Below are 24540 nucleotides of genomic sequence, written 5' to 3' on the forward strand. Positions count from 1 at the left end.
GCCCGCTCCCACAGATGAGGATCAGTGTTGTGCCAGGTCCAGCAATTTCTCACGCCACGGCGCCTTGGCCGGCAACGCCAGAAACGATGCATTGAGCAGCGACTCGCGGGCCGGGTAGCTGAACGGTTTACCATCCAGTTGCAGCACTACGCCGCCCGCACCTTCAAGCACACCCTGCGCAGCAGCAGTGTCCCATTGCGAAGTCGGCGCCAGACGCGGGTAACAATCGGCAGCCCCTTCAGCCAACAGACAAAACTTCAACGAACTGCCCACGCTGGTCAGTTGCAACTCGCCCAACTGTTCGCTCAACCCGGCCAGCAAACGCTCCTGCTCGGGGCTAGAATGCCGACGGCTGGCAACCACGGTCAAAGCTTCGCCCGCAGGGGGGGTGTTGCGCACGCTGATCGGTACAACGACATCGGCATCCGCACGCCATGCACCCAAACCTGCCCCGCCGTAGTAGCAACGACCACTGGTGGGCATCGAAACCACGCCAAACACCACGCGACCCTGCTCGATCAGCGCAATATTGACGGTGAACTCTTCGCTACCTGAAATAAATTCCTTGGTGCCATCCAACGGGTCAACCAGCCACCAGCGCGTCCAGCCCGCGCGCACATCTTGCGCGATATTGGCGTCTTCTTCCGACAGCACCGGAATGCTCGGGTCCAGCGCCGTCAGGCCATCGAGCAACACGTGGTGCGCCGCCAGATCAGCAGCCGTTACCGGCGAATCATCGGCCTTGGCAGTGACTGCAACGCCCGCGCGCCAGAACGGCAAAATCGCGGCACCAGCGGCATGGGCCAGGGTGATGACGCCTTCAAGCAAGGGATGCGGCAAATCACTCACGGTTGGAACACTCCGCGCTGGGTCAACAGGTCACGAACCAGATACAGCGCCGCCAACGCGCGGCCTTCGCTGAATTGCGGGTTGAGCACCAGGCTCGACAGCTCACGCAGGTTGACTCGGTCAACGCGCATCGGCTCTGGCTCGTCGCCTTCCAGATGCTCTTCATAAAGGTCGGTAGCCAATACCACCTGGATTTTCTGGCTCATGTAGCCAGGCGACAACGACAGTTCGGTCAAATGCTCAAGCTGGCGAGCGCCGTAGCCAGCCTCTTCCTTCAGCTCACGCTCGGCTGCGGCCAGCACATCCTCACCCGGCTCGATCAGGCCTTTAGGCAAAGACACTTCGTACTCATCGGTACCGCCGCAATATTCTTCAACCAAAATCGCGTGTTCGGCATCGATCATTGCCACAATCATGACTGCGCCATAGCCATTGCCGCGCCCCACCAACCGTTCGTAAGTGCGTTCAACGCCATTGGAGAAGCGCAGTTGCACTTCTTCGACCCGAAACAATCGGCTACTGGCAACAATTTCACGGGCAAGTACGGTGGGTTTTTGGCGCATAGCGGCTCCTCAATATGAACGGGGTACTATAACCCGGCTTTTCCGATTGTCTGTGTCGGAAATTTTTCACCCGTAGGAGAAGTTTTGCATGACCGTTTTACCTTGGCGCGACATCGATACCGTGCTGCTCGATATGGACGGCACGCTGCTCGACCTGCACTACGACAATCACTTCTGGCTAGAACACCTGCCCCAGCGCTATGCCGAGTTGCATGGCATCAGCCGGGCAATGGCCGATCTGGAGCTGACGCCACTGTTTGAGCGAAATGCTGGACAGTTGAAGTGGTATTGCCTGGATTTCTGGAGCAGCGAGCTGAAAATCCCGGTGCGCGAGCTCAAGCTCGAAACCGCCCACCTGATCGCCTTGCGCCCGGACGCTGATACCTTTTTGGCCGCGATCAAACAGGCAGGCAAGCGGGTAATCATGATCACCAACGCGCACCGTGATTCATTGTCGTTGAAACTGGAGCGCATCGAACTGGCGCCTTATTTCGAACGCCTGATCAGCTCCCACGATTACGGCTTCCCCAAGGAAAGCCCGGCCTTTTGGGATGCCTTGCAAGCCGATATCGGCTTTGACCCGGCACGCAGCCTGTTTATCGACGACACCTTGCCGATTCTGCGCAGCGCGCAAAGTTTTGGCGTAGCCCACCTGCTGGCGGTCAAACAGCCCGACAGCAAAAAAGGCCCGAAAGACACCGCAGAATTTGCCGCGCTAGGCGACTATCGCGAGTTGCTTGAAGGGCTGTAACCAGAGCTCGTAGCAGCTGACGAGCTCAGCGCGGCTGCGTTCGGCTGCGCAGCAGTCGTAAAATCAGCAATCGCGGTGTGCCAGATACACCGCAGCCTCAGATTTAACGACCGCTTCGCGCTCGAACGCAGCCTTCGGCAGCTGCTACAAGTTGGCAGGTTTACTCGGGAATACGCAGCGTCTGGCCCGGATAAATTTTGTTCGGGTCCTTGAGCAGCGGTTTGTTGGCTTCAAAAATCTTGTTGTACTGATTGGCGTTGCCGTACACCTGCAGCGAAATCGCGCTCAGGGTGTCGCCCGCTTTCACCACGACAAACCGGGAAGCCACAACAACAGGCCCGGTCACCGTGATCTGGTCTTCAACACTGGCCACACCCGCGATATTGCCCGCTGCCAGAATTATTTTTTCTTTCTCTTCCTGCGTGGCCACTTCGCCACTGACCGTCACTTTGTCACCGTCAACGGTGGCGGTGATATTCGGATTGCCCAGGCCCACTTCCTGCACGTGCTTCTTGAGTTCCTCACTGGCATTGGCGTTACCCGGCGTCAACAGGTTGATCAGTTTTTCACCGGCTTCTTTCACAAAGCTGAAAATGCTCATTCATCACGCTCCTCAGGTTGAAATATCCAGACCCGTGAGCGTAGACCATCATTGAGCAGAGCAAGCACGCTAGAATCGCCCACTGAATTGCGCCTGGAGCGACGATGGACATCAAACAGCTGAAATTCCTCATTGCCCTCGATGAAACCCGGCATTTCGGCCAGGCCGCCGCCCGCTGCCATATCACTCAGCCCACCCTGTCCATGCGCTTGCGCAGCCTTGAGCAGGAACTCGACCTGCATCTGGTCAATCGCGGCCAGCGCTTCGAAAGTTTTACCGCCCCCGGCGAACGGGTGCTGGCCTGGGCCCGTACCGTACTGGCTGCCTACGATGGCTTGCATGCCGAAGCGGCCGCCTGTCGCGGCAATCTGATCGGCACCCTGCGCCTGGGAGTGGTACCGCTGTCGAGTTTTGATCCGCTGCCTTTATTGCAACGCCTGCATCAGGAGCATCCCGAACTGCGCTTCGAGTTGTCGGCGCTCAGCTCTGAGCAAATTCTCGAGCAACTGGCCAGCAATCGGCTGGACATCGGCGTGTCGTACCTTGAGCACCTCGATCAGGAACGCTTTGACGCACTCACCCTGGACGAAACCCGCATGGGCCTGCTGTACGACCAGCGGCATTTCAATTTTGGCGATCAACCCTTGAGCTGGGAGGCCCTGATTACGTTACCGCTAGGCCTGCTCAGCAGCGGCATGCATTTTCGCAAGTCCATCGACCACAACTTCCACAGCCGTAACCTCACGCCGCAACCGCTGCTGCAAACCGATGCCGTTCATCAATTGATCCAAGCGGTCCACGGCGGCCTGTGCTGCGCAGTGATGCCCCTTGAAGGCGGACTCGAAGCCCTGACCGATCACTTGCGCCTGCATCCCATCGAAGACGCCCACACCCTGGCCCGCCTGGGGTTGATCATGCGCCGCGAAGCGCCACGCTCCGCCTTGGCCGAAGCCTGTTTTGCGCTCTATCAGAAATCACAAACCGCCTCTTGATCGACGCCATCTATCAATAGATCAGCAGTGATGATTAGACGCGACACTGTGTCGCGCCTAGGCTTAGGGCTCGATAGATTGTCGGAACTGCCTTATGAACGCCAAGCGCCCTCTGTGCGCGGCGCCCGCCTCTGTTACGCCCGCGCCTGCTGCCAGCCAGAACTATGACTACGTCACCCTGGATCACAGCAGCGGTGCGCAAACCGCCTTGGCCGAAGAAGTCGCCCTGGCGATTGCCTACAACGGTATCAACCAGGCCGTGATGCTGGTTACGCCCACTGACCTCGAGGACTTTATCGTCGGCTTCAGCCTGGGCAGCGGCATCATTCATGACGCCAGCGAGCTCTACGACCTCAAGCTCACGGGCGCAGGTTCGGCCCAATACGCACAGGTCGAAATCGCCAGCCGAGCGTTCTGGAACCTCAAGCAACAACGCCGACAACTGGCGGGCACCAGCGGTTGCGGTCTATGCGGCGTGGAAGCGCTCGAACAAGCACTGCCCGACCTCAAGGTACTGCCCGGCGCACCGTTGCCACCGGCACAGTGGCTTGAAGGCTTGCGCCAGCGCATCAGTGATTTCCAGCCATTAGGCCAGCACTGCGGCGCCGTGCATGCGGCTGTTTATATGGACGGCCAGGGCCAGTTGCTGATGGGCCGCGAAGACATTGGCCGACACAACGCCCTCGATAAATTGATCGGGGCGCTGGTACGGCAAAACATCGATCTGGCTGACGGCGCGGCGATCGTTACCAGCCGTTGCAGCCTTGAGCTGATTCAAAAGGTGCTGCGCGCCGGAATCCAGACCCTGATCAGCCTGTCCTCGCCCACGGGCCTGGCGCTGCAATGGGCCCGGCGCCACAACCTCAACCTTATTCATCTGCCACAAAAAAGCGCGCCACGGGTCTACAGCCCAGCGCAGGAGAATCAACCGTGAGCACTCACCATCAAGCCGACAAAACCCCAACTCCCCGCTACAAGCCCTACAAAGGCCCGGCCGGTGGCTGGGGCGCGCTGATCAGTGTGGCGCAAGCCTGGTTGACCAGCGACAACGCGCTGAAGAACCTGCGCATGATGCTCAAGACCAATCAGAACGGCGGTTTCGACTGCCCGGGCTGTGCCTGGGGCGACTCGCCGGAAAGCGGCCTGGTCAAGTTCTGCGAGAACGGCGCCAAGGCGGTGAACTGGGAAGCGACCAAGCGTCGGGTCGATGCTGCGTTTTTCGCCAAGCACAGTGTCAGCGCGCTGCTTGAGCAAAGCGACTACTGGCTGGAATATCAGGGCCGCCTGACCGAGCCGATGAGCTACAACGCTGAAACTGACCGCTATACCCCCATCAGTTGGGATGCCGCATTTGCCTTGATCGCCAGGCATCTGCTCAATCTTGCCAGCCCCAATGAAGCCGAGTTCTACACCTCGGGCCGGGCCAGCAACGAGGCTGCGTATTTGTATCAACTGTTTGTGCGCTCGTTTGGCACCAACAACTTCCCGGACTGCTCGAACATGTGCCACGAGGCCAGCGGCGTGGCGTTGGCGCAAAGCATCGGCGTCGGTAAAGGCACGGTAACGTTCGATGATTTCGAGCACGCCGATGCGATTTTCGTTCTGGGACAAAACCCTGGCACCAACCACCCGCGCATGCTCGAACCCCTGCGCGAGGCCGTTAAACGCGGCGCCCAGGTGGTGTGCGTCAACCCGCTCAAAGAGCGCGGGCTCGAACGCTTCCAGCATCCGCAGCACCCACTGGAAATGCTCACCAACGGTGATCGTCCGACCAACACCGCCTACTTGCGCCCGGCGCTGGGCGGCGACATGGCGCTGCTGCGCGGCATGGCCAAGTTTCTGCTGCAATGGGAGCGCGATGCCCAGGCAGCAGGCGAGCCGGCCGTGTTTGATCACACCTTTTTGAATGAACACACCGCAGGTATTCTCGACTATATCTCCAGCCTCGATGACACCTCGTGGGAGCACCTGGTGGAACAATCCGGGCTGACGTTGGTGGATATCGAACGCGCCGCCCGCATGTACCTCAAGGGCAAGAACGTCATCATGTGCTGGGCGATGGGCATCACCCAGCATCGACACTCGGTGCAGACCATTCAGGAAATCGCCAACCTGATGCTGTTGCGCGGCAACATCGGCCGCCCTGGCGCTGGCCTGTGCCCGGTGCGCGGCCACAGTAACGTGCAGGGCGACCGCACAATGGGCATCAACGAACGCCCGCCAGTGGCCTTCCTGGACTCCCTTGAGCGGCGCTTCCAGTTCAAGGTGCCACGTGAAAACGGTCACAACGTGGTTGAAGCCATCCACGCCATGCTGGATGGGCGCTCCAAGGTCTTTATCGGCTTGGGCGGCAACTTTGCCCAGGCCACCCCGGACAGCCCGCGTACAGCGCAAGCGCTACGCAATTGCGAACTGACCGTACAGATCAGTACCAAACTCAACCGCAGCCACCTGATGCATGGCAAGGAAGCGCTGATTTTGCCGTGCCTGGGCCGTACCGATATCGACATCCAGGCCGAAGGCCCGCAGGCGGTCACGGTGGAAGACTCGTTCAGCATGGTTCACGACTCCAACGGCCAGTTGCAGCCACTGTCGAACCAGATGCGTTCGGAGCCCTCAATCATTGCCGGTATCGCCGCCGCCACGCTGGGTACTCATCCGATTGACTGGAGCTGGGTAGTGGCCGACTACCGGCGCATTCGCGAACTGATCGCCGACACCATCCCCGGTTTCAAGGACTTCAACACCCGCATCCAGCATCCGGGTGGCTTCTATCTGGGTAACTCGGCCGGTGCGCGACAGTGGAACACGCCGTCCCAGCGCGCCAACTTCCGGGCCAACGTGCTGCCACAGGATCTGGTGGATGCCCGTACCCGTGCCACCGGCCAGCTGCCTGACCTGATTTTGCAGTCGATGCGTTCCCACGATCAGTACAACACCACCATTTATGGCCTCGATGACCGCTACCGCGGGGTCAAGGGGCAACGCGACGTGCTGTTCGTCAACGAAGCCGACATCATCCGCCTGGGCTTCAAGCCGGGGCAGAAAGTCGACATCGTTTCGATCTGGGATGACCACCACGAGCGCCGGGTCAAAAACTTCACCCTGTTGGCGTTTGATATTCCTGCAGGGCAAGCTGCGGCTTATTACCCTGAGGTCAACCCGTTGGTGCCGCTGGAAAGCACGGGCGAAGGCAGCCACACGCCTACCTCCAAGTTCGTGGCTATTTGCCTGGAGGCGGCCAGCCCGTCGAAACTGATCATGGCAAAGGCCAGCTGATAGGCAGGTGTGGGAACGGGCTTGCTCGCGATTCATGCGATACGGCTTGTCGGGTAAAAGTCAGTGATGCCATCGCGGGCAAACCCGGCTCCCACATTAGAGCCAGCAGCATCCATATTTCAGGCACAAAAAAGGCCGTTTCCCTACGGAAACGGCCTCACCGAACTAGTTAACAGACCATCAAAAAATCAATAAGTTCCCTAGTGAAAACAACAACTTATAGAATTGCGTACAACTCGTGTTACTCGTCGGATTTCGATTGTCAGCCAACCTCCGCAGCCTCAGGATCGCGCCGTCATCTCTTTGAGGCTCATCTATGAAGCTCACCTCGATTCTCTTGTTGTCCCTTGGCCTGGTCAGTGGCGTTGCCTCGGCCGGTGGCACCACCGAAGCCGGTGTAGGCGGCGCATTAGGCGGGGTTCTTGGCGCCGTGGTTGGCCAACAGCTCGGCGGCTCGACCGGTTCTGCAATTGGTGCAGGTGTGGGTGGCGCGGCAGGCAGTGCCGTGGGTGCCGACAAACGCAGCCGTGGCGAAGCAGCCATTGGCGGCGCACTGGGTGCTGCAGGCGGCAACGTGCTGGGCCGCAGTGTCGGCGGCAGCACGGGTGCTCTGGTCGGCTCAGCCGCAGGCGGTGGTGCCGGTGGCGCGCTGGGTAACTACATGGGCAATAAAAGCGATAGCGACGATCGCCGCTACCGTGATCGCGATAACCGTCGCTACTACCGTGACGACCATCGTGGCCGTGGCCATGCGTATGGCCACCGCAAAAACAAGCACCGTCACGACGACTGATGTGCATAACGGGAGCCGCAAGGCTCCCGTTTTTTTTGCCTACGCCCTCTCTCGCTAAATTGTTTCAATGCATTACGCCCGCCGGTTTTAGCGTCAATCATGCAAACTGCATGCACCTGCAGCTTCAATAGTTTTTAACTCATTGAAAAGTATGAAATTACCAATACACCCAGTATTGGCATATCCCCTGCAATCTCTTGAATGAACGCTGCACTTCCTACCATTCAGGAGCACAACAATAATGATCGGGACAACTGAGCACTATCCCGCAGCCCTGCAAGACTCCTCTGGACACTCTGGTGTTTCCTGGGCCGCCATCTTTGCCGGAGCGGCCACTGCTGCCGCGCTATCTCTGCTGTTGATCATGCTGGGCGCAGGCCTGGGGTTTTCGGCGGTTTCACCGTGGGCCAACGAAGGGGTTGGCGCCAAGGGCCTGGGCATTACAGCCATCGTCTGGCTGGCCGTCACGCAAATCATCGCGTCAGGTATGGGCGGTTATCTGGCCGGACGTTTGCGGGTCAAATGGACCAACATGCATGGCGATGAGGTCTACTTTCGCGACACCGCGCATGGCTTTTTAGCCTGGGCCGTGGCCACGCTGGTAACCGCGACGCTGATCGCAGGCTCGGTCAGCAGCGTAATTGGCAGCGGTGTTCAAGCGAGTGCCAGTGTTGCTTCAGGGGCTGCCACAGCGATGAGCAGTGCAGCCAGCAGCGCCGCAGGCAGCAATGCCAATAAAAGTTCGGACTACTTTATCGACACCCTGTTTCGCGATGATCGCGGCACAGCCGTCAGCGAAGATGCCGCCCATGGCACCGTGGCCCGTATCTTCGTCCACAGCCTGGGCAACGACGGGCAATTGAGCAACGAAGACCGTACCTACCTGGCCCAAATAGTCGCTCAGCGCACCAACCTCAGCCAGCCTGAGGCCGAGCAAAGGGTTGATCAGGTGTATGCCAAAGCCCATCAAGGGGTTGAAGACGCCAAGATAAAAGCCAAGGAAGCGGCTGATACCGCAGCCAAAGTAGCCGCCTGGTCCACCTTGTGGATGTTTATCACACTGCTGATCGGGGCGTTTTTCGCCAGCCTGTGCGCCACCTTTGGCGGCCGTCGCCGCGATGCAGTGACATACCTGACGCACACCACCACAACCCCTCTTGTTTAATTGCGGTCTATTGCTTACTGGAGAATGAAATGCGCTCACTTCTGCTGTTTTTTCTCGGCATCCCTATTCCGATCATTATTTTGATTGCGCTGTTTGTTCACTGACACCGTGTTCAAACCTCACCAACGGCCTTCCTTGCGAAGGCCGTTTTTTTGGGTGGAGGTCAGACCGGCAAGCACGTGGTGGACTTGATTTCAGACAGCGCCACAATCGAATTCACTTCTTGAATGCCCGGCACCATGGACAGCTTTTCAAAGAAAAAGCGCTCATAGGCCTCAATGTCGGCAGTCACGATACGCAGCAAAAAATCTACCGCCCCCATCAGCACATAACACTCCAGTACCTCGGGGAAACCACGAATCGCGTCGGTAAATTCGGTGAAGTTGGAACGCCCGTGGGCATTGAGTTTGACCTCGGCAAAAATTTGCGTGTTGAGGCCGATTTTCTTGCGGTCAAGCAAGGTCACCTGGCCACGAATGATCCCTTCATCCTTCATCCGCTGAATACGCCGCCAGCAGGGTGATTGCGAGAGTCCAACCTTCTCGGCGATCTGCGCACTGGACAACGAAGCGTCCTCTTGCAGCAGCGCCAAAATACGTCGGTCGTAAGCGTCCAGCTCGCTGCGCATAAAAACACCTTTAAATTTATATATTAAGACTTGATCAAGTCTATTTTTAGTTGATTTAAAACATTTTAGATAAAAAAATTCCCTGACGGCATGTAAAAATTTCTCCAGTCTGAACAGGAGCTATTGCATGCCGCATCTGGAAATCGCCACCCCCTCGCTGCGCCCCGATGTGTGGGCCAGCAACGCAGCCCCTTGCCCAGTGCTCTACCGTATCCAGGCGCAGGCGGATGCCGATGTTTTGTGTCGAGTGCTCAACCTGTTTGCGTTGCAGCAACTGATCCCGCAACAAGTGGATGTGGTGCGCGATCAGGACACAATGAGCATTGAAATCCTGAGCCATGAACAAAGCTGGCATCGCGCCCAGATCATCGGCGAGAAAATGCGCAATCTGATCAGCGTCTTTGAAATGGAATTGCTCCCAGTGCAGGAATCCAAAGCGCCGATGCTGCACGTTTTGCGGTAATGGTTAGCAACCATTGGCCACATGGAGGCGACAGTCGCGCGACTAGGCTTTGAGGTTCACGGCCAGACAAGGATCTGTCTGAGCCGATGCCCAAAGGAGCTTTTATGCGCATCGCCCCACTTCATGACCAGTGGCTGGACCTCAAATACCTGTTGGCCACCCTGCTTGCCCAGGGCCGTATCCACCAAAGCTGCGCCGAACAGGCGTTGGTCTGCGGCCGCGAAGCCCCCGACGACGCCTTGCATCCACTGGTGTTTTTGGCAAATCGGCAGTTATGCGACCCCAGCCAACCAGGCAAAATCCTCGATATTGAAACCCTCACCGCCTGGCTCGCCCACCAGGCCGAACAGCCCTATCTGCGCCTCGACCCGCTCCAGATCGATGCCGCCACCGTTACCGGGCTGATGTCTTTTGCCTTTGCCCAACGCCATGCAATCCTCGCGGTGGCGGCCGATGACGCGGCCATCACCATCGCCAGCACCCAGCCTTGGGTCAGCAGTTGGGAAGCCGATTTGCGCCAGGTGCTCAAGCGGCCGATCAAGCGGGTGATTGCCAACCCCCTGGAAATCCAGCGCCTGAGTGTGGAGTTTTTTCAGCTGGCCAAATCCGTCACCGGGGCTGCACTCAACGATCAGCAAGCCAGCGTCCGCACCGACCTCGAGCAACTGATCACCTTGGGCACAAGCACTGGCGAAGCGGATGCCAACGATGCCCATACGGTGAAGATTGTCGACTGGCTGTTTCAGTACGCTTTCGAGCAACGCGCCAGCGACATCCATATTGAGCCGCGGCGCGAACAAGGCTGTGTACGCTTTCGCATCGACGGGGTGTTGCATGACGTCTACCAGTTCCCGCCGCAGGTGACGATGGCCGTTATCAGCCGCCTCAAAGGCCTGGGCCGGATGGACGTCGCCGAAAAACGCAAACCCCAGGACGGTCGAATAAAAACCCGGACCCCGAGCGGAGCTGAAGTGGAACTCCGGCTTGCCACCCTGCCCACGGCTTTTGGCGAAAAAATGGTGATGCGTATTTTTGACCCGCAGGTACTGCTGAAAAACTTCGACCAGTTGGGCCTCACTCCAGAAGACCTGCAGCGCTGGCAGCAAATGACCACCCGGCCCAATGGCATTATTTTGATCACCGGCCCTACCGGCTCAGGTAAAACCAGCACCCTGTATGCAACGCTCAAACAACTGGCCACCTCCAAAATCAACCTGTGCACCCTCGAAGACCCGATCGAGATGATTGAACCGGCGTTTAATCAAATGCAGGTTCAGCCCAATATCGACCTGACGTTCGCCAATGGCGTGCGCGCCCTGCTGCGCCAGGACCCGGACATCATCATGCTGGGTGAAATACGCGACCTGGAGACCGCAGAAGTGGCAATCCAGGCGGCGCTGACCGGACACCTGGTGCTCTCGACCCTGCACACCAACGACGCCCCCAGCGCCATCAGCCGCCTGCAAGAACTTGGGGTAGCCCCCTACTTGATAAAAGCCACGCTGCTGGGCGTCATGGCCCAGCGACTGCTCAGAACCCTGTGCCCTGCCTGCAAGACCGAGTGCCCGCTGAGCCCCGGCGACTGGGCGGGCTTCGCCCCGGACTGGACCCATCCGCCACCTGCTCAGGCCTGTCAGGCCAAGGGCTGTGCGCAATGCCGGGACACCGGTTACAGCGGGCGGGTCGGCGTCTACGAAGTCATGTTGATGAGCGAAAAACTCAAGGCCCTGATTGGCCCTGATACCGACCTGAACGCCATTCGCAGCCTGGCCTGTGTACAAGGCATGCTCGGACTGAGACTGGCCGCAGCTCACAAAGTCGCCACCGGGGCGACCTCAATCAAAGAGGCGCTGCGAGTTACCCATGCGTGATTGAATTGTTTTGGCTAAAATTTAAACAGTTGCGCAATTTTCTTGATCGTTACACTCCTCGTTCGTTTGTTTTTCACACCTCAAAACAAGGAATGGTTATGCAAGTGGGTACTGTAGTCCTGTTATTTGTCGCCTTGGCAATCGCCGTGCTCTTTATGGGCTTCAAGGTCGTTCCGCAAGGCTATCAATGGACGGTGGAGCGCTTCGGGCGTTACACCAACACCCTTAAGCCGGGCCTGAACATCATCATTCCGGTGATGGATCGCATCGGACGCAAGATCAACGTGATGGAAAGCGTACTGGACATCCCGCCGCAAGAGGTCATCACCGCCGACAACGCCACCGTGCAAATCGATGCCGTGTGCTTTTTCCAGGTGGTCAACACGGCGCAGGCCGCGTACGAGGTCAACAACCTCGAACACGCCATTCGCAACCTGCTGCAAACCAACATCCGCACCGTGCTGGGTTCGATGGAACTCGATGCCATGCTCAGCCAGCGTGACGGCATCAATGAAAAATTACTGCGCACCGTCGATGAAGCCACCGCTCCCTGGGGCATCAAAATCACCCGGATCGAGATCAAGGACATCAGCCCGCCAGCCGACCTGATGGCCGCCATGTCCGGGCAAATGAAAGCCGAACGTATCAAGCGTGCACAAATTCTCGAGGCTGAAGGTCTGCGAGCGGCGGCAATCCTGACGGCCGAAGGTAAAAAACAGGCGCAGATCCTCGAGGCCGAGGGTGGTCGTCAGGCCGCGTTCCTCGAATCCGAAGCCCGCGAACGCCAGGCCGAAGCCGAAGCTCGGGCCACGCAGGTGGTATCCGAAGCCATTGCCTCAGGCAACGTGCAGGCGATCAACTACTTTGTCGCGCAAAAATACATCGATGCGCTGGGCAAGCTCGCATCGGCCAACAACAGCAAAGTCATCCTCATGCCGCTGGAAGCCAGCCAGGTCATCGGCGCCGTGGGCGGCATCGGGGAAATCGTCAAAGCCACCTTTGACAGCAAAAAGGTCTGAGGTATGTGGGAGTTCCTGCAACACCTTAGCTACTGGGACTGGCTGGCGCTGGGCACAGTGCTGTTGATTCTGGAGGTATTCGGCGCCGGTGGTTATCTGCTGTGGGTCGGTATTGCCGGCATCATCGTTGGGGTTTTGACGTTTCTGATCCCGGAAATGTCATGGACCCTGCAACTGCCGCTGTTTGGCGTACTGGCGATTCTCACTGCGGTGTATTGGTGGAGGCGCCAGCGCGGCAGTGTCGAAAGTGGCGACCAGCCCAACCTGAATCGCCGTGGGCACGAGCTGATCGGTCGCACGTTTGTCGTTCAACAGGCTATTGTTGAAGGGCGAGGTAAAATCAAGGTTGGGGATAGCGTATGGATGGCCGTAGGGCCTGACGCTGCAGTGGGAACACCCGTTCGCGTGACCGCCCAAAACGGAACGGTGCTGAGCGTAGAAATTGTGCCATGACGTTACGGAACTCCAGAGCATTAACTACAATCAAAACCGGTAGATAACTTATTCGGAGTAACTGTCATGCGTCTCAAATATGCTGTAGCCGCTATTGCCTTGCTGTCCCTCCCTGTTGGCTCCGCAATGGCCGACAGCTTCTGGCGCAATGTGTTGTCCTCCGGTGCTACCACCGGGTCCACCTACCTGACCTTCAAAAAAGACCGCAAAGTGATCGCGGCTCAAGATGACGCGGGCAGCTTTGTTGCCAGTAACGGCTCGATCCGTGGTCCATACCTGGAATCGGCCATGCAACAGGTGCGTGCTGACAACCCGAACCTGAAGGTCAGCGACATGGAGCTGGCTAATGCGATTCTGGTGAAAAACGCCACGGCAGAGTAAACCCTGCTCCTGTAGCCGCTGTCGCAGGCTGCGATGGGTTGCGCAGCAACCCTGAGATTCTGATCATTCTTCGGATCTCATCGCAGCCTGCGGCAGCGGCTACAGGCGACAGGTCTGCCCTTTTGATTCAGCCGTCATACAGAATTTTCACCCGATTTGAGCGATCCTCCGGGTATGATCTTGAGCGATATGCTACTGCTCTTTGGTCACCCAAACTCATTCACATCGGACGTCACGCTTCTATGAGCTCGTTGCCTTTCCTGCCGTTTTCCAAACCCACCATTGATGAAGCCACCATTGCTGCCGTGGGCGACGTATTGCGCTCGGGCTGGATTACCAGCGGACCAAAGGTCCAGGCCTTCGAAGCGCAGTTGTCCGAGTATTTTGGCGGGCGCCCGGTGCGCACCTTCAACTCCGGCACCTGCACTATGGAAATCGCTCTGCGCATTGCAGGTATCGGTGCGGGCGATGAAGTCATCACTACACCTATTTCGTGGGTGGCCACCGCTAACGTGATTATCGAAGTCGGCGCCACGCCGGTGTTTGCCGATATCGACCCGGTAACACGCAATATCGATCTGGCCAAGCTCGAAGCAGCCATCACCCCGCGCACCAAAGCAATCATTCCGGTGTACCTGTCGGGCTTGCCAGTGGACATGGACGCGCTCTACGCGCTGGCCAAAAAGCATAATCTGCGTGTCGTTGAAGACGCTGCTCAAGCGCTGGGCTCCAGCTGGCAAGGTCAGCGTATTGGGGCTCGCGGCGACTTTGTCTCGTTCAGCTTTCAGGCCAACAAAAACATCACCTCATCCGAGGGCGGTTGCCTGGTACTGAACAACGAAGAAGAAGCCCGACTGGCCGAGAAATATCGCCTGCAAGGCGTTACCCGCACCGGTTTCGACGGTCTGGATGTCGATGTACTGGGCGGCAAGTTCAATATGACCGACATCGCCGCTGCGATTGGCCTGGGCCAGTTTGCCCATATCGAAACCATCACGGCCCATCGCAGGGAATTGGCCAAGCATTATTTCGAATGCTTCGGGCCAGAGTTTGAAGCCGAGTACGGTGCACAACTACCGGTCGCAGATTTCAACAACACCAACTGGCACTTGTTCCAGCTTGTATTGCCTGAGCGCAAGGACGGCCAGCCTGCACGTGCAACCTTTATGAAAGAGATGCAGGCGCTGGGCGTCGGCGTGGGCTACCACTACCCGCCAATTCACTTGCTGAGTTTGTATCGTGCGCTGGGCTTCAAGGAGGGGATGTTCCCGGTTGCCGAACGTGTCGGACGACTGATCGTATCGTTGCCGATGTTTACGGCAATGACCAAGGCCGATGTGGAGCGTTCGGTTGCGGCGGTGAAAGCAGTACTAAGCGCTGCCTGACACACCTGTAGCCGCTGCCGCAGGCTGCGATAAGGACCGAAGGACCTTCATCTTGTCGGTACCTTGGGGCTGCTTAGCAACCCATCGCAGCCTACGGCAGCGGCTACAGATATAGGGAAAACGTCCGTCTGGGCGTTACTCGCCGATTGCAGCCTTGTAGCCGGCAGCGTCCAGCAGCTTTTCCAGCTCGGCCGTGTTGCTTGGCTTGAGTTTGAAAATCCAGCTGGTGTACGGTTCGCTGTTCAGCGACTCCGGGCTGTCTGCCAGTGCTTCGTTGACCGCAATCACTTCGCCCGACACCGGCGAGTAGATGTCCGAAGCTGCTTTTACCGATTCCACAACGCCCGCGGTATCGCCTGCGGCGAATACTTTGCCGACTTCGGCCAGCTCAACAAACACCACATCCCCCAAGGCTTCCTGAGCGTGATCGCTGATGCCGACGGTAACCGTGCCATCCGCTTCCAGGCGTGCCCACTCGTGACTTTCGGCAAAGCGCAACTCAGCAGGGATCAGGCTCATATTCAGTGTCCTCAAGAATTAATGTCAGCGGCACACACTCTGTGCATGCCCGCCAGTAAAGGTTAAATCAGGGCTTTACCCTGACGAACAAAAGTAGGTTTGACTACGCGAACCGGGTACCACTTGCCACGAATCTCAACCTCGGCACGATCAGCCGTTGCCATCGGAACTCGCGCCAAGGCAATCGATTTGCTTAGCGTAGGAGAGAAGCTACCACTGGTGATCTCTCCTTCGCCAACATTGGCGATGCGAACCACCTGATGAGCGCGCAAAACGCCCCGTTCCTCGAGCACCAGACCCACAAGCTTGAGCTGCACGCCACCAGCCTTTTCGGCCTCCAGCGCTTCGCGCCCCACAAACTTGCGCGAGGCAGGCTCCCAGGCGATGGTCCAGGCCATGTTGGCGCAAAGAGGGGAAACAGACAGGTGGATATCCTGCCCATAGAGGTTCATGCCGGCTTCAAGACGCAAGGTATCGCGTGCGCCCAGGCCAATCGGTGATATACCGGCGCCTACCAGATCGTTGAAAAAAGCCGGGGCCTGATCGGCCGGGAGGACAATTTCCAGACCATCTTCACCGGTATAGCCGGTACGGGCGATAAACCAGTCGCCATTGCTCTGCCCTTCGAAGGGCTTGAGCTGCTGGATCAACTGACCACGTGCCTGACTCACCAGTTCGGCCACTTTATGCCGTGCCTGTGGCCCCTGAATGGCCAATAGGGCCAGTTCCGGGCGCTCCTGCAGTTGCACGTCATAGCCCTGGCGCTGAGTCTCCATCCAGGCCATATCCTGATCACGTGTAGCGGCATTGACGATAAGCCGATAACCCGTGGGCATCAGATAGACAATCATGTCGTCGACCACACCGCCCTGCTCATTGAGCATGGCGCTGTACAAGGCGCGGCCGGGCGTATTCAAACGCTCGACATCATTGGCCAGCAAGTACTGGAGCCATTCCTTGGCCTGTAGCCCGGTGATGTCGATCACGGTCATATGCGAGACATCAAAAACCCCACAGTCGCGGCGCACCTCATGGTGTTCCTCAACTTGCGAGCCGTAATGCAAGGGCATATCCCAACCGCCAAAATCGACCATCTTCGCGCCGAGGGCGAGATGCAGGTCATACAGAGGCGTACGCTGTCCCATGGGTTTCTCCTTCCGGGCTTGGCGAGGGTGCGGACAGGCTGCGAAGCATTTCAAGCCTGAAAAATGGCCTTCTTACATCACGCAGAAACCTGGTCTGACAGACAGACCGCACCGAATGCCGCGCATTGTAGCCGCATGGAGGAGGACTGACACCTAACCGATTCGATGTGCCGAGCGACGAATCAGCCCGATGACTGGTAACAAACCGACCAGCACCAGCGTCAGGGCGGGCAACGAGGCCCGCGCCCATTCGCCTTCGCTGGTCATCTCGAAGATCCGCACCGCCAGCGTATCCCAGCCAAACGGGCGCATCAGCAAGGTGGCCGGCATTTCCTTGAGCACATCGACAAACACCAGCAGTGCAGCACTCAAGGTGCCTGGCAGCAGTAACGGCAGATACACTTTGAAAAACAGTCGTGGACCACTGACCCCCAGACTGCGTGCAGCTTCCGGCAAGGAAGGACGAATACGCGCCAGGCTGTTTTCCAGCGGGCCATAGGCCACGGCGATAAACCGCACCAGATACGCCAACAACAAGGCCGACAGGCTGCCCAGTAACAGCGGCTTGCCCGCGCCGCCCAACCAGCCCGATACCGGGATCACCAGTTCGCGATCCAGGTAGCTGAATGCCAACATGATCGACACCGCCAACACCGAGCCCGGCAAGGCATAGCCCAGATTCGCCAGGCTGACCCCGGCGCGAATGGCCGGGGTAGGCGCCTGACGTCGGGCAAATGCCAGCACCAGAGCCACGCTGACGGTGATCAGCGCCGCCATGGCGCCCAAATACAGTGTGTGCAGGATCAAACCGGTGTATCGCTCGTCCAGGTCAAACCGCCCTCGCTGCCAGAACCACACCACCAGTTGCAGCATCGGGATCACGAACGCACAGGCAAACACCAGCAAGCACCAACCACTGGCCAGCCACGCCTTGGGCCCACGCAGGTGATACAAGGCGCTGACGCGTGGCCGTTCGTTACTGGCGCGGCTGGCACCTCGGGCGCGGCGTTCGCCGTAGAGCACCAGCATGACCACCAGCAACAGCAAACTGGCCAATTGCGCCGCTGTCGACAGACTGAAAAACCCGTACCAGGTTTTATAGATAGCGGTGGTGAAGGTGTCGAAGTTGAACACTGACACGGCGCCAAAGTCGGCCAGGGTTTCCATCAGCGCCAGCGCCACACCCGCACCGATCGCCGGGCGCGCCATCGGCAACGCCACGCGCCAGAACGCCTGCCACGGGCTTTGCCCCAGTACCCGGGCGGCTTCCATCAGACCTTTGCCCTGCGCCAGAAACGCCGTGCGCGCCAACAGGTAGACGTAGGGGTAGAACACCAGAATCAGCACGATGATCACCCCGCCGGTAGAACGCACCCGCGGTAACCTCAGGCCCATGCCAAACCATTCACGCAGCAGTGTTTGCACGGGCCCGGCAAAATCCAGCAAGCCAACAAAGACAAACGCCAGCACATAAGCAGGAATCGCAAACGGCAGCATCAGCGCCCAATCCAGCCAACGCCTGCCGGGGAACTCACACAGGCTGGTCAACCAGGCCAGGCTCACACCGAGCAGCGTTACGCCCACCCCCACCCCGACGATCAAGGTCAGAGTGTTGCCCAGCAGTCGCGGCATCTGTGTGTCCCACAGGTGGCTCCAAATCTGGCCATCAATGCTTTGCCAGGACAACAGCAAAACGCTCAGCGGCAACAGCACCAGAGCAGCAATGACAAAGACCAGCGGATACCAGCGGCGTTGGGCAGGATGGGCCACGAAAAACTCTCGGAAGGTGGGTGGGACGACGTGAAAACGAATGTGGGAGCGGGCTTGCTCGCGATGCAAACACCGCAGTTTCAAATGAAACCCCGGCGATGCTATCGCGAGCAAGCCCGCTCCCACAGGTATTACTTCAGACTCTTATCAGTTCCAGCCAGCGCGATCCATCATGCGGATGGCTTCGGCCTGGCGCTTGCCTGCCACTTCGACCGGCAAGGCATCGGCCTTGAACTTGCCCCAGCTGGCCACTTCGGCCGAAGGTGCAACGCTTGGGTTGGCCGGGAATTCCTGGTTTACACCAGCAAAAATCGATTGGGCTTCAGGAGTGGTCATCCATTCAACCAGTGCCTTGGCGGCTTGCGGGTGCGGCGCGTATTTGGTCAGGCCAATACCCGACAAGTTGACGTGAACGCCACGGTCAGCCTGATTAGGCCAGAACAGTTTCACCGCCAGATCCGGCTTTTGCTTGTGCAAACGGCCGTAGTAGTAAGTGTTGACGATACCCACGTCACACTGCCCGGCGTTGATTGCCTCGAGCACCGCGATGTCATCCGAGAATACGTCCGTAGACAGGTTGTTGACCCAGCCCTTGAGGATTTTTTCGGTTTTCTCAGCACCATTCACTTCGATCATGGTGGCCGTCAGCGACTGGTTGTAAACCTTCTTGGCAGTGCGCAGGCACAGTCGACCTTCCCAGTTCTTGTCGGCCAAAGCCTCGTAGGTCGACAACTCTTCAGGCTTAACCCGGTCTGTCGAATAGGCGATGGTCCGTGCGCGCAGGCTCAGGCCCGTCCACTCATGGGAGGAGGAGCGGTATTGCGGCGGGATATTTTTGTCGATCACCTCGGAGGTGAACGGCTGCAGGATGCCCATTTGCTCGGCTTGCCACAGGTTACCGGCGTCTACGGTCAGCAACAGGTCGGCGGTGGCGTTCTGCCCCTCAGCCTTGATGCGCTGCATCAGCGGCGCTTCCTTGTCGGTGATGAACTTGACCTTGACCCCGGTTTTGGCGGTGTAGGCATCAAATACCGGTTTGATCAGCTCGTCGATACGCGAGGAGTAAACCACCACTTCATCGGCAGCAGAAACGCTGCTCGCAAAAACGGTTAGGGCCAGGGCAGTCAGTAGACGCTTGGGTGCCAACATGAGGGGCGGTCTCTCTTGATGCGAATCGGGCGTAAATGGTAGTGAATCACATTTAACAGCTCAACCTAACTCGCCACCGAGGAGTTACCAGATGTTACTGAAGCCCTGCAGCCGCTGCCGCAGGCTGCGATAAGGGCCGAAGGACCTTCAAGAAACGGGGACGCTTCGCAGCCTCGTGCCTCGACATCGGCTACATAGATTTTTCAGGGCTTGGCCAGCGGCGGCAAGTCGCCGCTCAGGCCAAGCGCCTGGCGCACGAACAGCGCTTTGGCTTCAGGCATTTTATTGACCCACTTCAAGCCGGTATTACGCAGCAGGCGTGCGGTCAGCGAGTCGGCCTGGAACAACCGCTCAAAACCTTCCATCGCCGCCATCAAGGCCAGGTTGTGCGGCATGCGCCGACGCTCGAAACGGCTCAATACACGCACATCGGCCAAACGCTCGCCGCGCTCAGCCGCGTGCAACAATACATGTGCCAGCACCGCCGCATCCAGAAACCCCAGGTTTACACCCTGCCCAGCCAGCGGGTGAATGGTGTGCGCCGCATCACCGATCAACGCCAGGCCTTCGGCCACATAGCGTTTGGCATGGCGTTGACGCAGAGGCACACACACCCGCGGATCAGCACTCAACACGCTGCCCAGACGGCCTTCAAAGGCCAGTTCCAGTTCACGGCAGAAGGTTGCGTCGTCCAGTGCCATCAAGTGCGCAGCCTGTTCGGGGGTGGTCGACCAGACAATCGAGCACCAGTCCTGCTGACCATCGCGCTCCAAGGGCAAAAATGCCAGCGGACCGTGGTCGGTAAAACGCTGCCAGGCGGTCTGCTGATGGGGTTCAGCGCAACGCACGCTGGTGACGATGGCGTGATGCTGATAATCCCACTCCCGAGTCTCACAGCCGGTCAGGCGACGAACCGCCGAGTTGGCGCCATCAGCGGCAATCACCAGCGGCGCACGCAGGGTGCGGCCATCAGCCAGGGTCAGCAGCCAGTCGTCGCCTGAACGGCGCATCTGTTCCATGCGCGCATTGGCCAGCATTTCGATCCTGGTGCCCTGCAGGCACTCAAGCAGCGCGTCCTGCACCACGCGGTTCTCGACGATATGGCCCAGCACCTCGGCATGCACGCTGGCCGCCGAAAAGTGGATCTGCCCTGTGCCGCTGCCATCCCATACCTGCATATGCGAATAGGGGCTGACACGACGTCGGGTGATGCCCTCCCACGCGCCAAGACGCTGCAAGATACGCTGGCTGGCCGCCGACAGGGCGCTGACCCGAGGTTCGAACGGCGCCTCGGCGGCAAAGGGCTGGACGCTCAGCGGGCTGCCATCGAGCAGCAGGATTTTCAGCCCGCTGTCCTTGAGCGCCAGCGCCAGTGCGCTCCCGACCATTCCGGCCCCAACAATCAGCAGATCTGCGCGCATTTCCATGCTTTAAGCCTGTCTCGCTAGCGGCGTACGCCGCACCTGAAAAAATGGATCGACATGGAGCGTACTCGCCCCAGTCGTCATCAACTGTCTGCGCGGGTGCCCAGGCCCATTGCCTGGCGGGCAAACCAGCGCTTGGCCGGTGGCAGCAGGTCGAGGCCGAGTAAACCGAGGTTTCGACCCAGCGAAACCAATGGCTGCTCACTGCCAAACACCCGCGTTACCTGGTCCGAAAAGCCTATGGTCAGTTGCTGGTCGAGTTTTTGCGCCTGTTGATAACTCAGCAGCGTAGTGAAATCACCGGGCTTTTTATCACTGGCCAGCAAAGCATCGGCCAAGGCCTGGGCATCTCGCAGGGACAGGTTAAAGCCCTGCCCGGCAATCGGATGCAGGCTGTGGGCCGCGTTACCCAATACCGCCAGATGCGGGCGTACCTGCTCTTGCGCTTCAATCAGCGTCAACGGGTACAGATGCCGCGCGCCCACTTGCTTGAGCGTGCCCAGACGGTAGCCGAACACGCCCTGCAGTTCGCTGAGAAAGCTACGCTCGTCCAGTGCTGCCAGACGCTGTGCGTCCATCCCCAGACGGGTCCATACCAGTGCGCAGCGGTTGTCCGGCAACGGCAACAAGGCCATCGGGCCTTCGTCGGTGAAACGCTCGAATGCCATCCCGCCGTGAGGTCGGCTTGGGGTGATATTGGCTATCAGCGCGCTCTGGTTATAAGGCTGCTGACGCACATGGATGCCCAACTGCTCGCGCAAGCCCGAACGCCCACCATCGGCCAATACCGCGAGGTCGCACTCCAGGGTTGTCTCATCGTTAAGGGTCAGGCGGTAGCCGTCTTCCAGCGGTTGCATGTGGATAACTTCGGCCGGGCAACGCCAGCTGATCACGTCCGGGTCCAGACTTTTCCACAGGCATTGGCCCAGCCAGGCGTTTTCAACCACATAACCCAGGGCCGGAACCCCTTCTTCGCTAGCCGACAACCGCGCCGTCGAGAATCGTCCGCGATCGGACACGTGAATGTCCTTGATCGGTTCGCCGCGCTCGGCAATCGATGGCCACAGGCCCAAAAGCTCATAGATGATCCGGGCGCCATAGCTGAGCGCCGAAGAGCGGGCGTCGTAGCTGGGCTGATAGCTGTTGCCGGGAGCGAACGGCTCGATCAATACGATCTTCCAGCCACGGGCCTTGGCCCCGGCCTGCAACGCCAGCGCCAGGCTCGCGCCCACCAGACCGCCACCGATGATTGCCAGATTGACCCGACTCATGCCGCGCTCGCCATCAGGGCTTCGATCTCGGCGACGGTTTTTGGCACATCGCCGCTCAAAATTTCACAACCGTGTTTGGTGACCACTACGTCGTCCTCGATCCGCACACCAATGCCGCGCCATTTTTTCGCGACACTCAGGTTGTTCGGGCTGATATAGATGCCCGGCTCGACAGTCAGGGTCATGCCGACTTCCAGCACGCGCCACTCGCCGCCGACCTTGTATTCACCCACGTCATGCACATCGAGCCCCAGCCAGTGGCCGGCGCGGTGCATATAAAACGCCTTGTAGGCTTCGCTTGCGATCAATTCCTGAACATCGCCCTGCAACAAACCCAACTCCACCAGGCCTGCGGTAATGACCTGGACCGTGGCTTCGTGAGCCTGATTCCAGTGTTTGTCGGGGGCTATCTCGGCAAAGGCGGCTTCTTGCGCAGCCAGCACCAGCTCGTAAATAGCCTTTTGCTCCGCCGAAAACCTGCCGTTCACCGGAAAGGTGCGGCTGATATCGCTGGCATAGCAATCGATCTCACAGCCAGCATCAATCAATACCAGATCGCCACTTTTGAGCAGGGCGTCGTTCTCCTGGTAATGCAGGATGCAGCTGTTATCGCCAGAGGCGACGATGGAGCCATAGGCTGGCATTTTTGCCCCGCTCTTACGGAATTCGTAATCCAGCTCGGCCTCAAGGCTGTATTCATGCAGGCCGGCGCGGCTGGCCTGCATTGCACGCACATGGGCACGAGCCGAAATTTGCGCCGCATGGCGCATGACCTTGAGTTCTGCCGCCGATTTATACAGGCGCATGTCATGCAGCAGATGATCCAGAGCAACGAATTCGTTAGGCGGCTGAGCGCCGAGGTTGGCCTTGGAGCGGATCGCGTTGACCCACTCCATCAGGTTGCGGTCGAATTCGGGGTTGCCGCCCATCGCCGAATACACCCGGTCACGGCCTTCAATCAGGCCCGGCAGGATGTCGTCGATGTCGGTAATCGGAAATGCGTCGTCGGCGCCGAAGTCGCGGATAGCGCCCTCTTGCCCGGCACGCAAGCCGTCCCACAGTTCGCGCTCGGCATTGCGCTCACGGCAAAACAGTACGTATTCGCCGTGCGCCCTGCCCGGGATCAATACGATCACCGCCGAAGGCTCGGGAAAGCCGCTCAGGTACTGGAAATTGCTGTCTTGCCGGTACACATGTTCGACATCGCGATTGCGAATAGCCACCGCCGCAGCGGGCAAAATCGCAATGCTGTTGGGCTCCATCTGCGCCATGAGTGCCTTGCGGCGACGTGCGTATTCCGATTTCGGGATATGGATCATGGGCAGACGGGTTCCCTCTTTACGATCAATCAGTGCAGCGAAGGCTTGGCTGCAGCAGGTTCAGCGGTTTTTTTGGTTTCGGTGAACAGCAACAGCGGCGCAACGCGCAGGTATTCCATCACTTCCATGTAGTCGCTTTCGCCGTCTTCGGACTCTTCCAGTGCATCTTGCACCTGAGCAACGGCTGCCAGGTCGCGCAGCACCTCGTTGGCTTCATCGCTCAACGCGTAGGCGCGGCGGGTCAGGCCGAAACCGGAGAGGAAGCCCTGGCACCACTGACCCAATGCGGCGGCGCGCTCGGTCAGCGGTGTGTCATCGGTTGGCAGCAACAGCACAACGGTCATGTCGTCGCTGTTCAGCTCGCCCTTGACCATCTCTTGCAAACCGATCAAGGCATTGCGTACGTTGTCTTGTGGCTCGCCTGCCAACAGCTCGGCGGCTTCGACCAACCAGCCGTCGGCATCGAAACCGGCGCCAGCGCAACTGCGGCCCAACAAGTGGCCATGCAGTTCAGCAGGCGAAACGGAGTGGCCGCTGGCGGTCAGCAGGGTAACAAAGGCTTGATACGGGGAATTCTGAATAGGCATGGTCAGCTAGGCGCCAAGCGGCGCTATGTCTAGAATGGAGGGCTTGTATCCTAGCATCGGCTGACGTGCCAGACCATCAAGGCGTCAACTCGTTTGACATAGGGTCTGCTGGCACAACGAAACCTCAACAGGCCTTGGCCATCCATCAGAAATTACACAGTAG

The 24540-nt window shown here is 58.8% G+C and carries 24 protein-coding genes; 12 read left to right on the forward strand and 12 right to left on the reverse strand.

Annotated elements, in window-relative coordinates; genetic code table 11:
* Positions 1–21: 21 nt before the first annotated feature.
* Positions 22–849, reverse strand: a complete 828-nt coding sequence (cysQ, locus tag V6L79_RS02020) for a 3'(2'),5'-bisphosphate nucleotidase CysQ (protein ID WP_321837326.1) — start codon at positions 847–849, stop codon at positions 22–24.
* Positions 846–1412, reverse strand: coding sequence for an ADP compounds hydrolase NudE (gene nudE, locus V6L79_RS02025; protein WP_261740188.1), 567 nt, complete (start codon positions 1410–1412; stop codon positions 846–848). The genes cysQ and nudE overlap by 4 nt, the downstream gene beginning before the upstream one ends.
* A gap of 88 nt (positions 1413–1500) precedes the next feature.
* Between nudE and yrfG the strand changes: the two genes are divergently transcribed.
* Positions 1501–2163 carry a GMP/IMP nucleotidase gene (yrfG, locus tag V6L79_RS02030; protein ID WP_321835043.1) on the forward strand — a complete coding sequence of 221 codons (663 nt, stop codon included), beginning with the start codon at positions 1501–1503 and terminating at the stop codon, positions 2161–2163.
* A 160-nt stretch (positions 2164–2323) separates the two neighbouring features.
* Here yrfG and lysM read toward each other — a convergent pair whose 3' ends face one another.
* Positions 2324–2764, reverse strand: coding sequence for a peptidoglycan-binding protein LysM (gene lysM, locus V6L79_RS02035; protein ID WP_261740190.1), 441 nt, complete (start codon positions 2762–2764; stop codon positions 2324–2326).
* Positions 2765–2868: 104 nt separating this feature from the next.
* On the opposite strand from lysM, the gene V6L79_RS02040 reads away from it, so the two are divergent.
* The 5 genes from V6L79_RS02040 (at position 2869) to V6L79_RS02060 (ending at position 8993) form a co-directional block, all read left to right on the forward strand.
* Positions 2869–3756, forward strand: a complete 888-nt coding sequence (locus V6L79_RS02040) for a LysR family transcriptional regulator (protein ID WP_261740191.1) — start codon at positions 2869–2871, stop codon at positions 3754–3756.
* A gap of 94 nt (positions 3757–3850) precedes the next feature.
* The gene (gene fdhD / locus V6L79_RS02045) at positions 3851–4690 is read left to right on the forward strand and encodes a formate dehydrogenase accessory sulfurtransferase FdhD (protein ID WP_338579751.1); all 840 of its coding nucleotides are present in this window, start codon (positions 3851–3853) and stop codon (positions 4688–4690) included.
* Positions 4687–7035, forward strand: a complete 2349-nt coding sequence (locus tag V6L79_RS02050; protein ID WP_261740193.1) for an FdhF/YdeP family oxidoreductase — start codon at positions 4687–4689, stop codon at positions 7033–7035. Before fdhD ends, V6L79_RS02050 begins: the two co-directional genes overlap by 4 nt.
* Before the next feature lie 316 nt (positions 7036–7351).
* Positions 7352–7828 carry a glycine zipper domain-containing protein gene (locus V6L79_RS02055; protein ID WP_048360548.1) on the forward strand — a complete coding sequence of 159 codons (477 nt, stop codon included), beginning with the start codon at positions 7352–7354 and terminating at the stop codon, positions 7826–7828.
* 241 nt (positions 7829–8069) lie between these two features.
* Positions 8070–8993 carry a hypothetical protein gene (locus tag V6L79_RS02060; RefSeq protein WP_338579752.1) on the forward strand — a complete coding sequence of 308 codons (924 nt, stop codon included), beginning with the start codon at positions 8070–8072 and terminating at the stop codon, positions 8991–8993.
* Positions 8994–9156: 163 nt separating this feature from the next.
* On the opposite strand, the gene V6L79_RS02065 is transcribed toward V6L79_RS02060, so the two are convergent.
* Positions 9157–9621, reverse strand: a complete 465-nt coding sequence (locus tag V6L79_RS02065) for an Lrp/AsnC family transcriptional regulator (RefSeq protein WP_321835048.1) — start codon at positions 9619–9621, stop codon at positions 9157–9159.
* A gap of 127 nt (positions 9622–9748) precedes the next feature.
* On the opposite strand from V6L79_RS02065, the gene V6L79_RS02070 reads away from it, so the two are divergent.
* The 6 genes from V6L79_RS02070 to V6L79_RS02095 all read left to right on the forward strand — a co-directional run bounded on the left by V6L79_RS02070 (position 9749) and on the right by V6L79_RS02095 (position 15193).
* Positions 9749–10084, forward strand: coding sequence for a hypothetical protein (locus tag V6L79_RS02070; protein WP_338579753.1), 336 nt, complete (start codon positions 9749–9751; stop codon positions 10082–10084).
* Positions 10085–10188: 104 nt separating this feature from the next.
* Positions 10189–11955: an ATPase, T2SS/T4P/T4SS family gene (locus V6L79_RS02075; RefSeq protein WP_338579754.1), complete on the forward strand. Its 1767-nt coding sequence runs from the start codon at positions 10189–10191 to the stop codon at positions 11953–11955.
* A gap of 98 nt (positions 11956–12053) precedes the next feature.
* Positions 12054–12974 (forward strand): SPFH domain-containing protein, encoded by a 921-nt coding sequence (locus tag V6L79_RS02080; RefSeq protein ID WP_048360552.1) that lies wholly within the window; start codon positions 12054–12056, stop codon positions 12972–12974.
* A 3-nt stretch (positions 12975–12977) separates the two neighbouring features.
* The gene (locus tag V6L79_RS02085) at positions 12978–13427 is read left to right on the forward strand and encodes an NfeD family protein (RefSeq protein WP_261740197.1); all 450 of its coding nucleotides are present in this window, start codon (positions 12978–12980) and stop codon (positions 13425–13427) included.
* Positions 13428–13493: 66 nt separating this feature from the next.
* The gene (locus tag V6L79_RS02090; RefSeq protein WP_095027893.1) at positions 13494–13808 is read left to right on the forward strand and encodes a DUF2388 domain-containing protein; all 315 of its coding nucleotides are present in this window, start codon (positions 13494–13496) and stop codon (positions 13806–13808) included.
* 242 nt (positions 13809–14050) lie between these two features.
* Positions 14051–15193: a DegT/DnrJ/EryC1/StrS aminotransferase family protein gene (locus tag V6L79_RS02095; protein WP_338579755.1), complete on the forward strand. Its 1143-nt coding sequence runs from the start codon at positions 14051–14053 to the stop codon at positions 15191–15193.
* A 135-nt stretch (positions 15194–15328) separates the two neighbouring features.
* Here V6L79_RS02095 and gcvH read toward each other — a convergent pair whose 3' ends face one another.
* The 8 genes from gcvH to V6L79_RS02135 all read right to left on the reverse strand — a co-directional run bounded on the left by gcvH (position 15329) and on the right by V6L79_RS02135 (position 24377).
* The gene (gene gcvH, locus V6L79_RS02100) at positions 15329–15712 is read right to left on the reverse strand and encodes a glycine cleavage system protein GcvH (protein ID WP_095000723.1); all 384 of its coding nucleotides are present in this window, start codon (positions 15710–15712) and stop codon (positions 15329–15331) included.
* A gap of 62 nt (positions 15713–15774) precedes the next feature.
* Complete coding sequence (gcvT, locus tag V6L79_RS02105) at positions 15775–16857, reverse strand: glycine cleavage system aminomethyltransferase GcvT (RefSeq protein ID WP_261740200.1); 1083 nt, start codon at positions 16855–16857, stop codon at positions 15775–15777.
* Positions 16858–17010: 153 nt separating this feature from the next.
* Entirely contained in the window at positions 17011–18627 is a 1617-nt protein-coding gene (locus tag V6L79_RS02110) for an iron ABC transporter permease (RefSeq protein ID WP_261740201.1), read from the reverse strand.
* A 147-nt stretch (positions 18628–18774) separates the two neighbouring features.
* Complete coding sequence (locus V6L79_RS02115) at positions 18775–19776, reverse strand: extracellular solute-binding protein (protein WP_321835059.1); 1002 nt, start codon at positions 19774–19776, stop codon at positions 18775–18777.
* Positions 19777–19979: 203 nt separating this feature from the next.
* A complete protein-coding gene (locus V6L79_RS02120) occupies positions 19980–21197 on the reverse strand; it encodes a 2-octaprenyl-3-methyl-6-methoxy-1,4-benzoquinol hydroxylase (protein ID WP_321836554.1) in 1218 nt (405 codons plus the stop codon).
* 86 nt (positions 21198–21283) lie between these two features.
* On the reverse strand, positions 21284–22471 hold the full coding sequence (gene ubiH, locus V6L79_RS02125) for a 2-octaprenyl-6-methoxyphenyl hydroxylase (protein WP_321835061.1): 1188 nt from the start codon (positions 22469–22471) through the stop codon (positions 21284–21286).
* Positions 22468–23790 (reverse strand): Xaa-Pro aminopeptidase, encoded by a 1323-nt coding sequence (pepP, locus tag V6L79_RS02130; RefSeq protein WP_261740204.1) that lies wholly within the window; start codon positions 23788–23790, stop codon positions 22468–22470. Before pepP ends, ubiH begins: the two co-directional genes overlap by 4 nt.
* A gap of 29 nt (positions 23791–23819) precedes the next feature.
* Positions 23820–24377: a YecA family protein gene (locus V6L79_RS02135; RefSeq protein ID WP_261740205.1), complete on the reverse strand. Its 558-nt coding sequence runs from the start codon at positions 24375–24377 to the stop codon at positions 23820–23822.
* Positions 24378–24540: the final 163 nt, after the last annotated feature.

Origin of the sequence: Pseudomonas sp. ML2-2023-6, from assembly GCF_037055265.1 — a bacterium.
GTDB classification, from domain to species: domain Bacteria; phylum Pseudomonadota; class Gammaproteobacteria; order Pseudomonadales; family Pseudomonadaceae; genus Aquipseudomonas; species Aquipseudomonas kulmbachensis.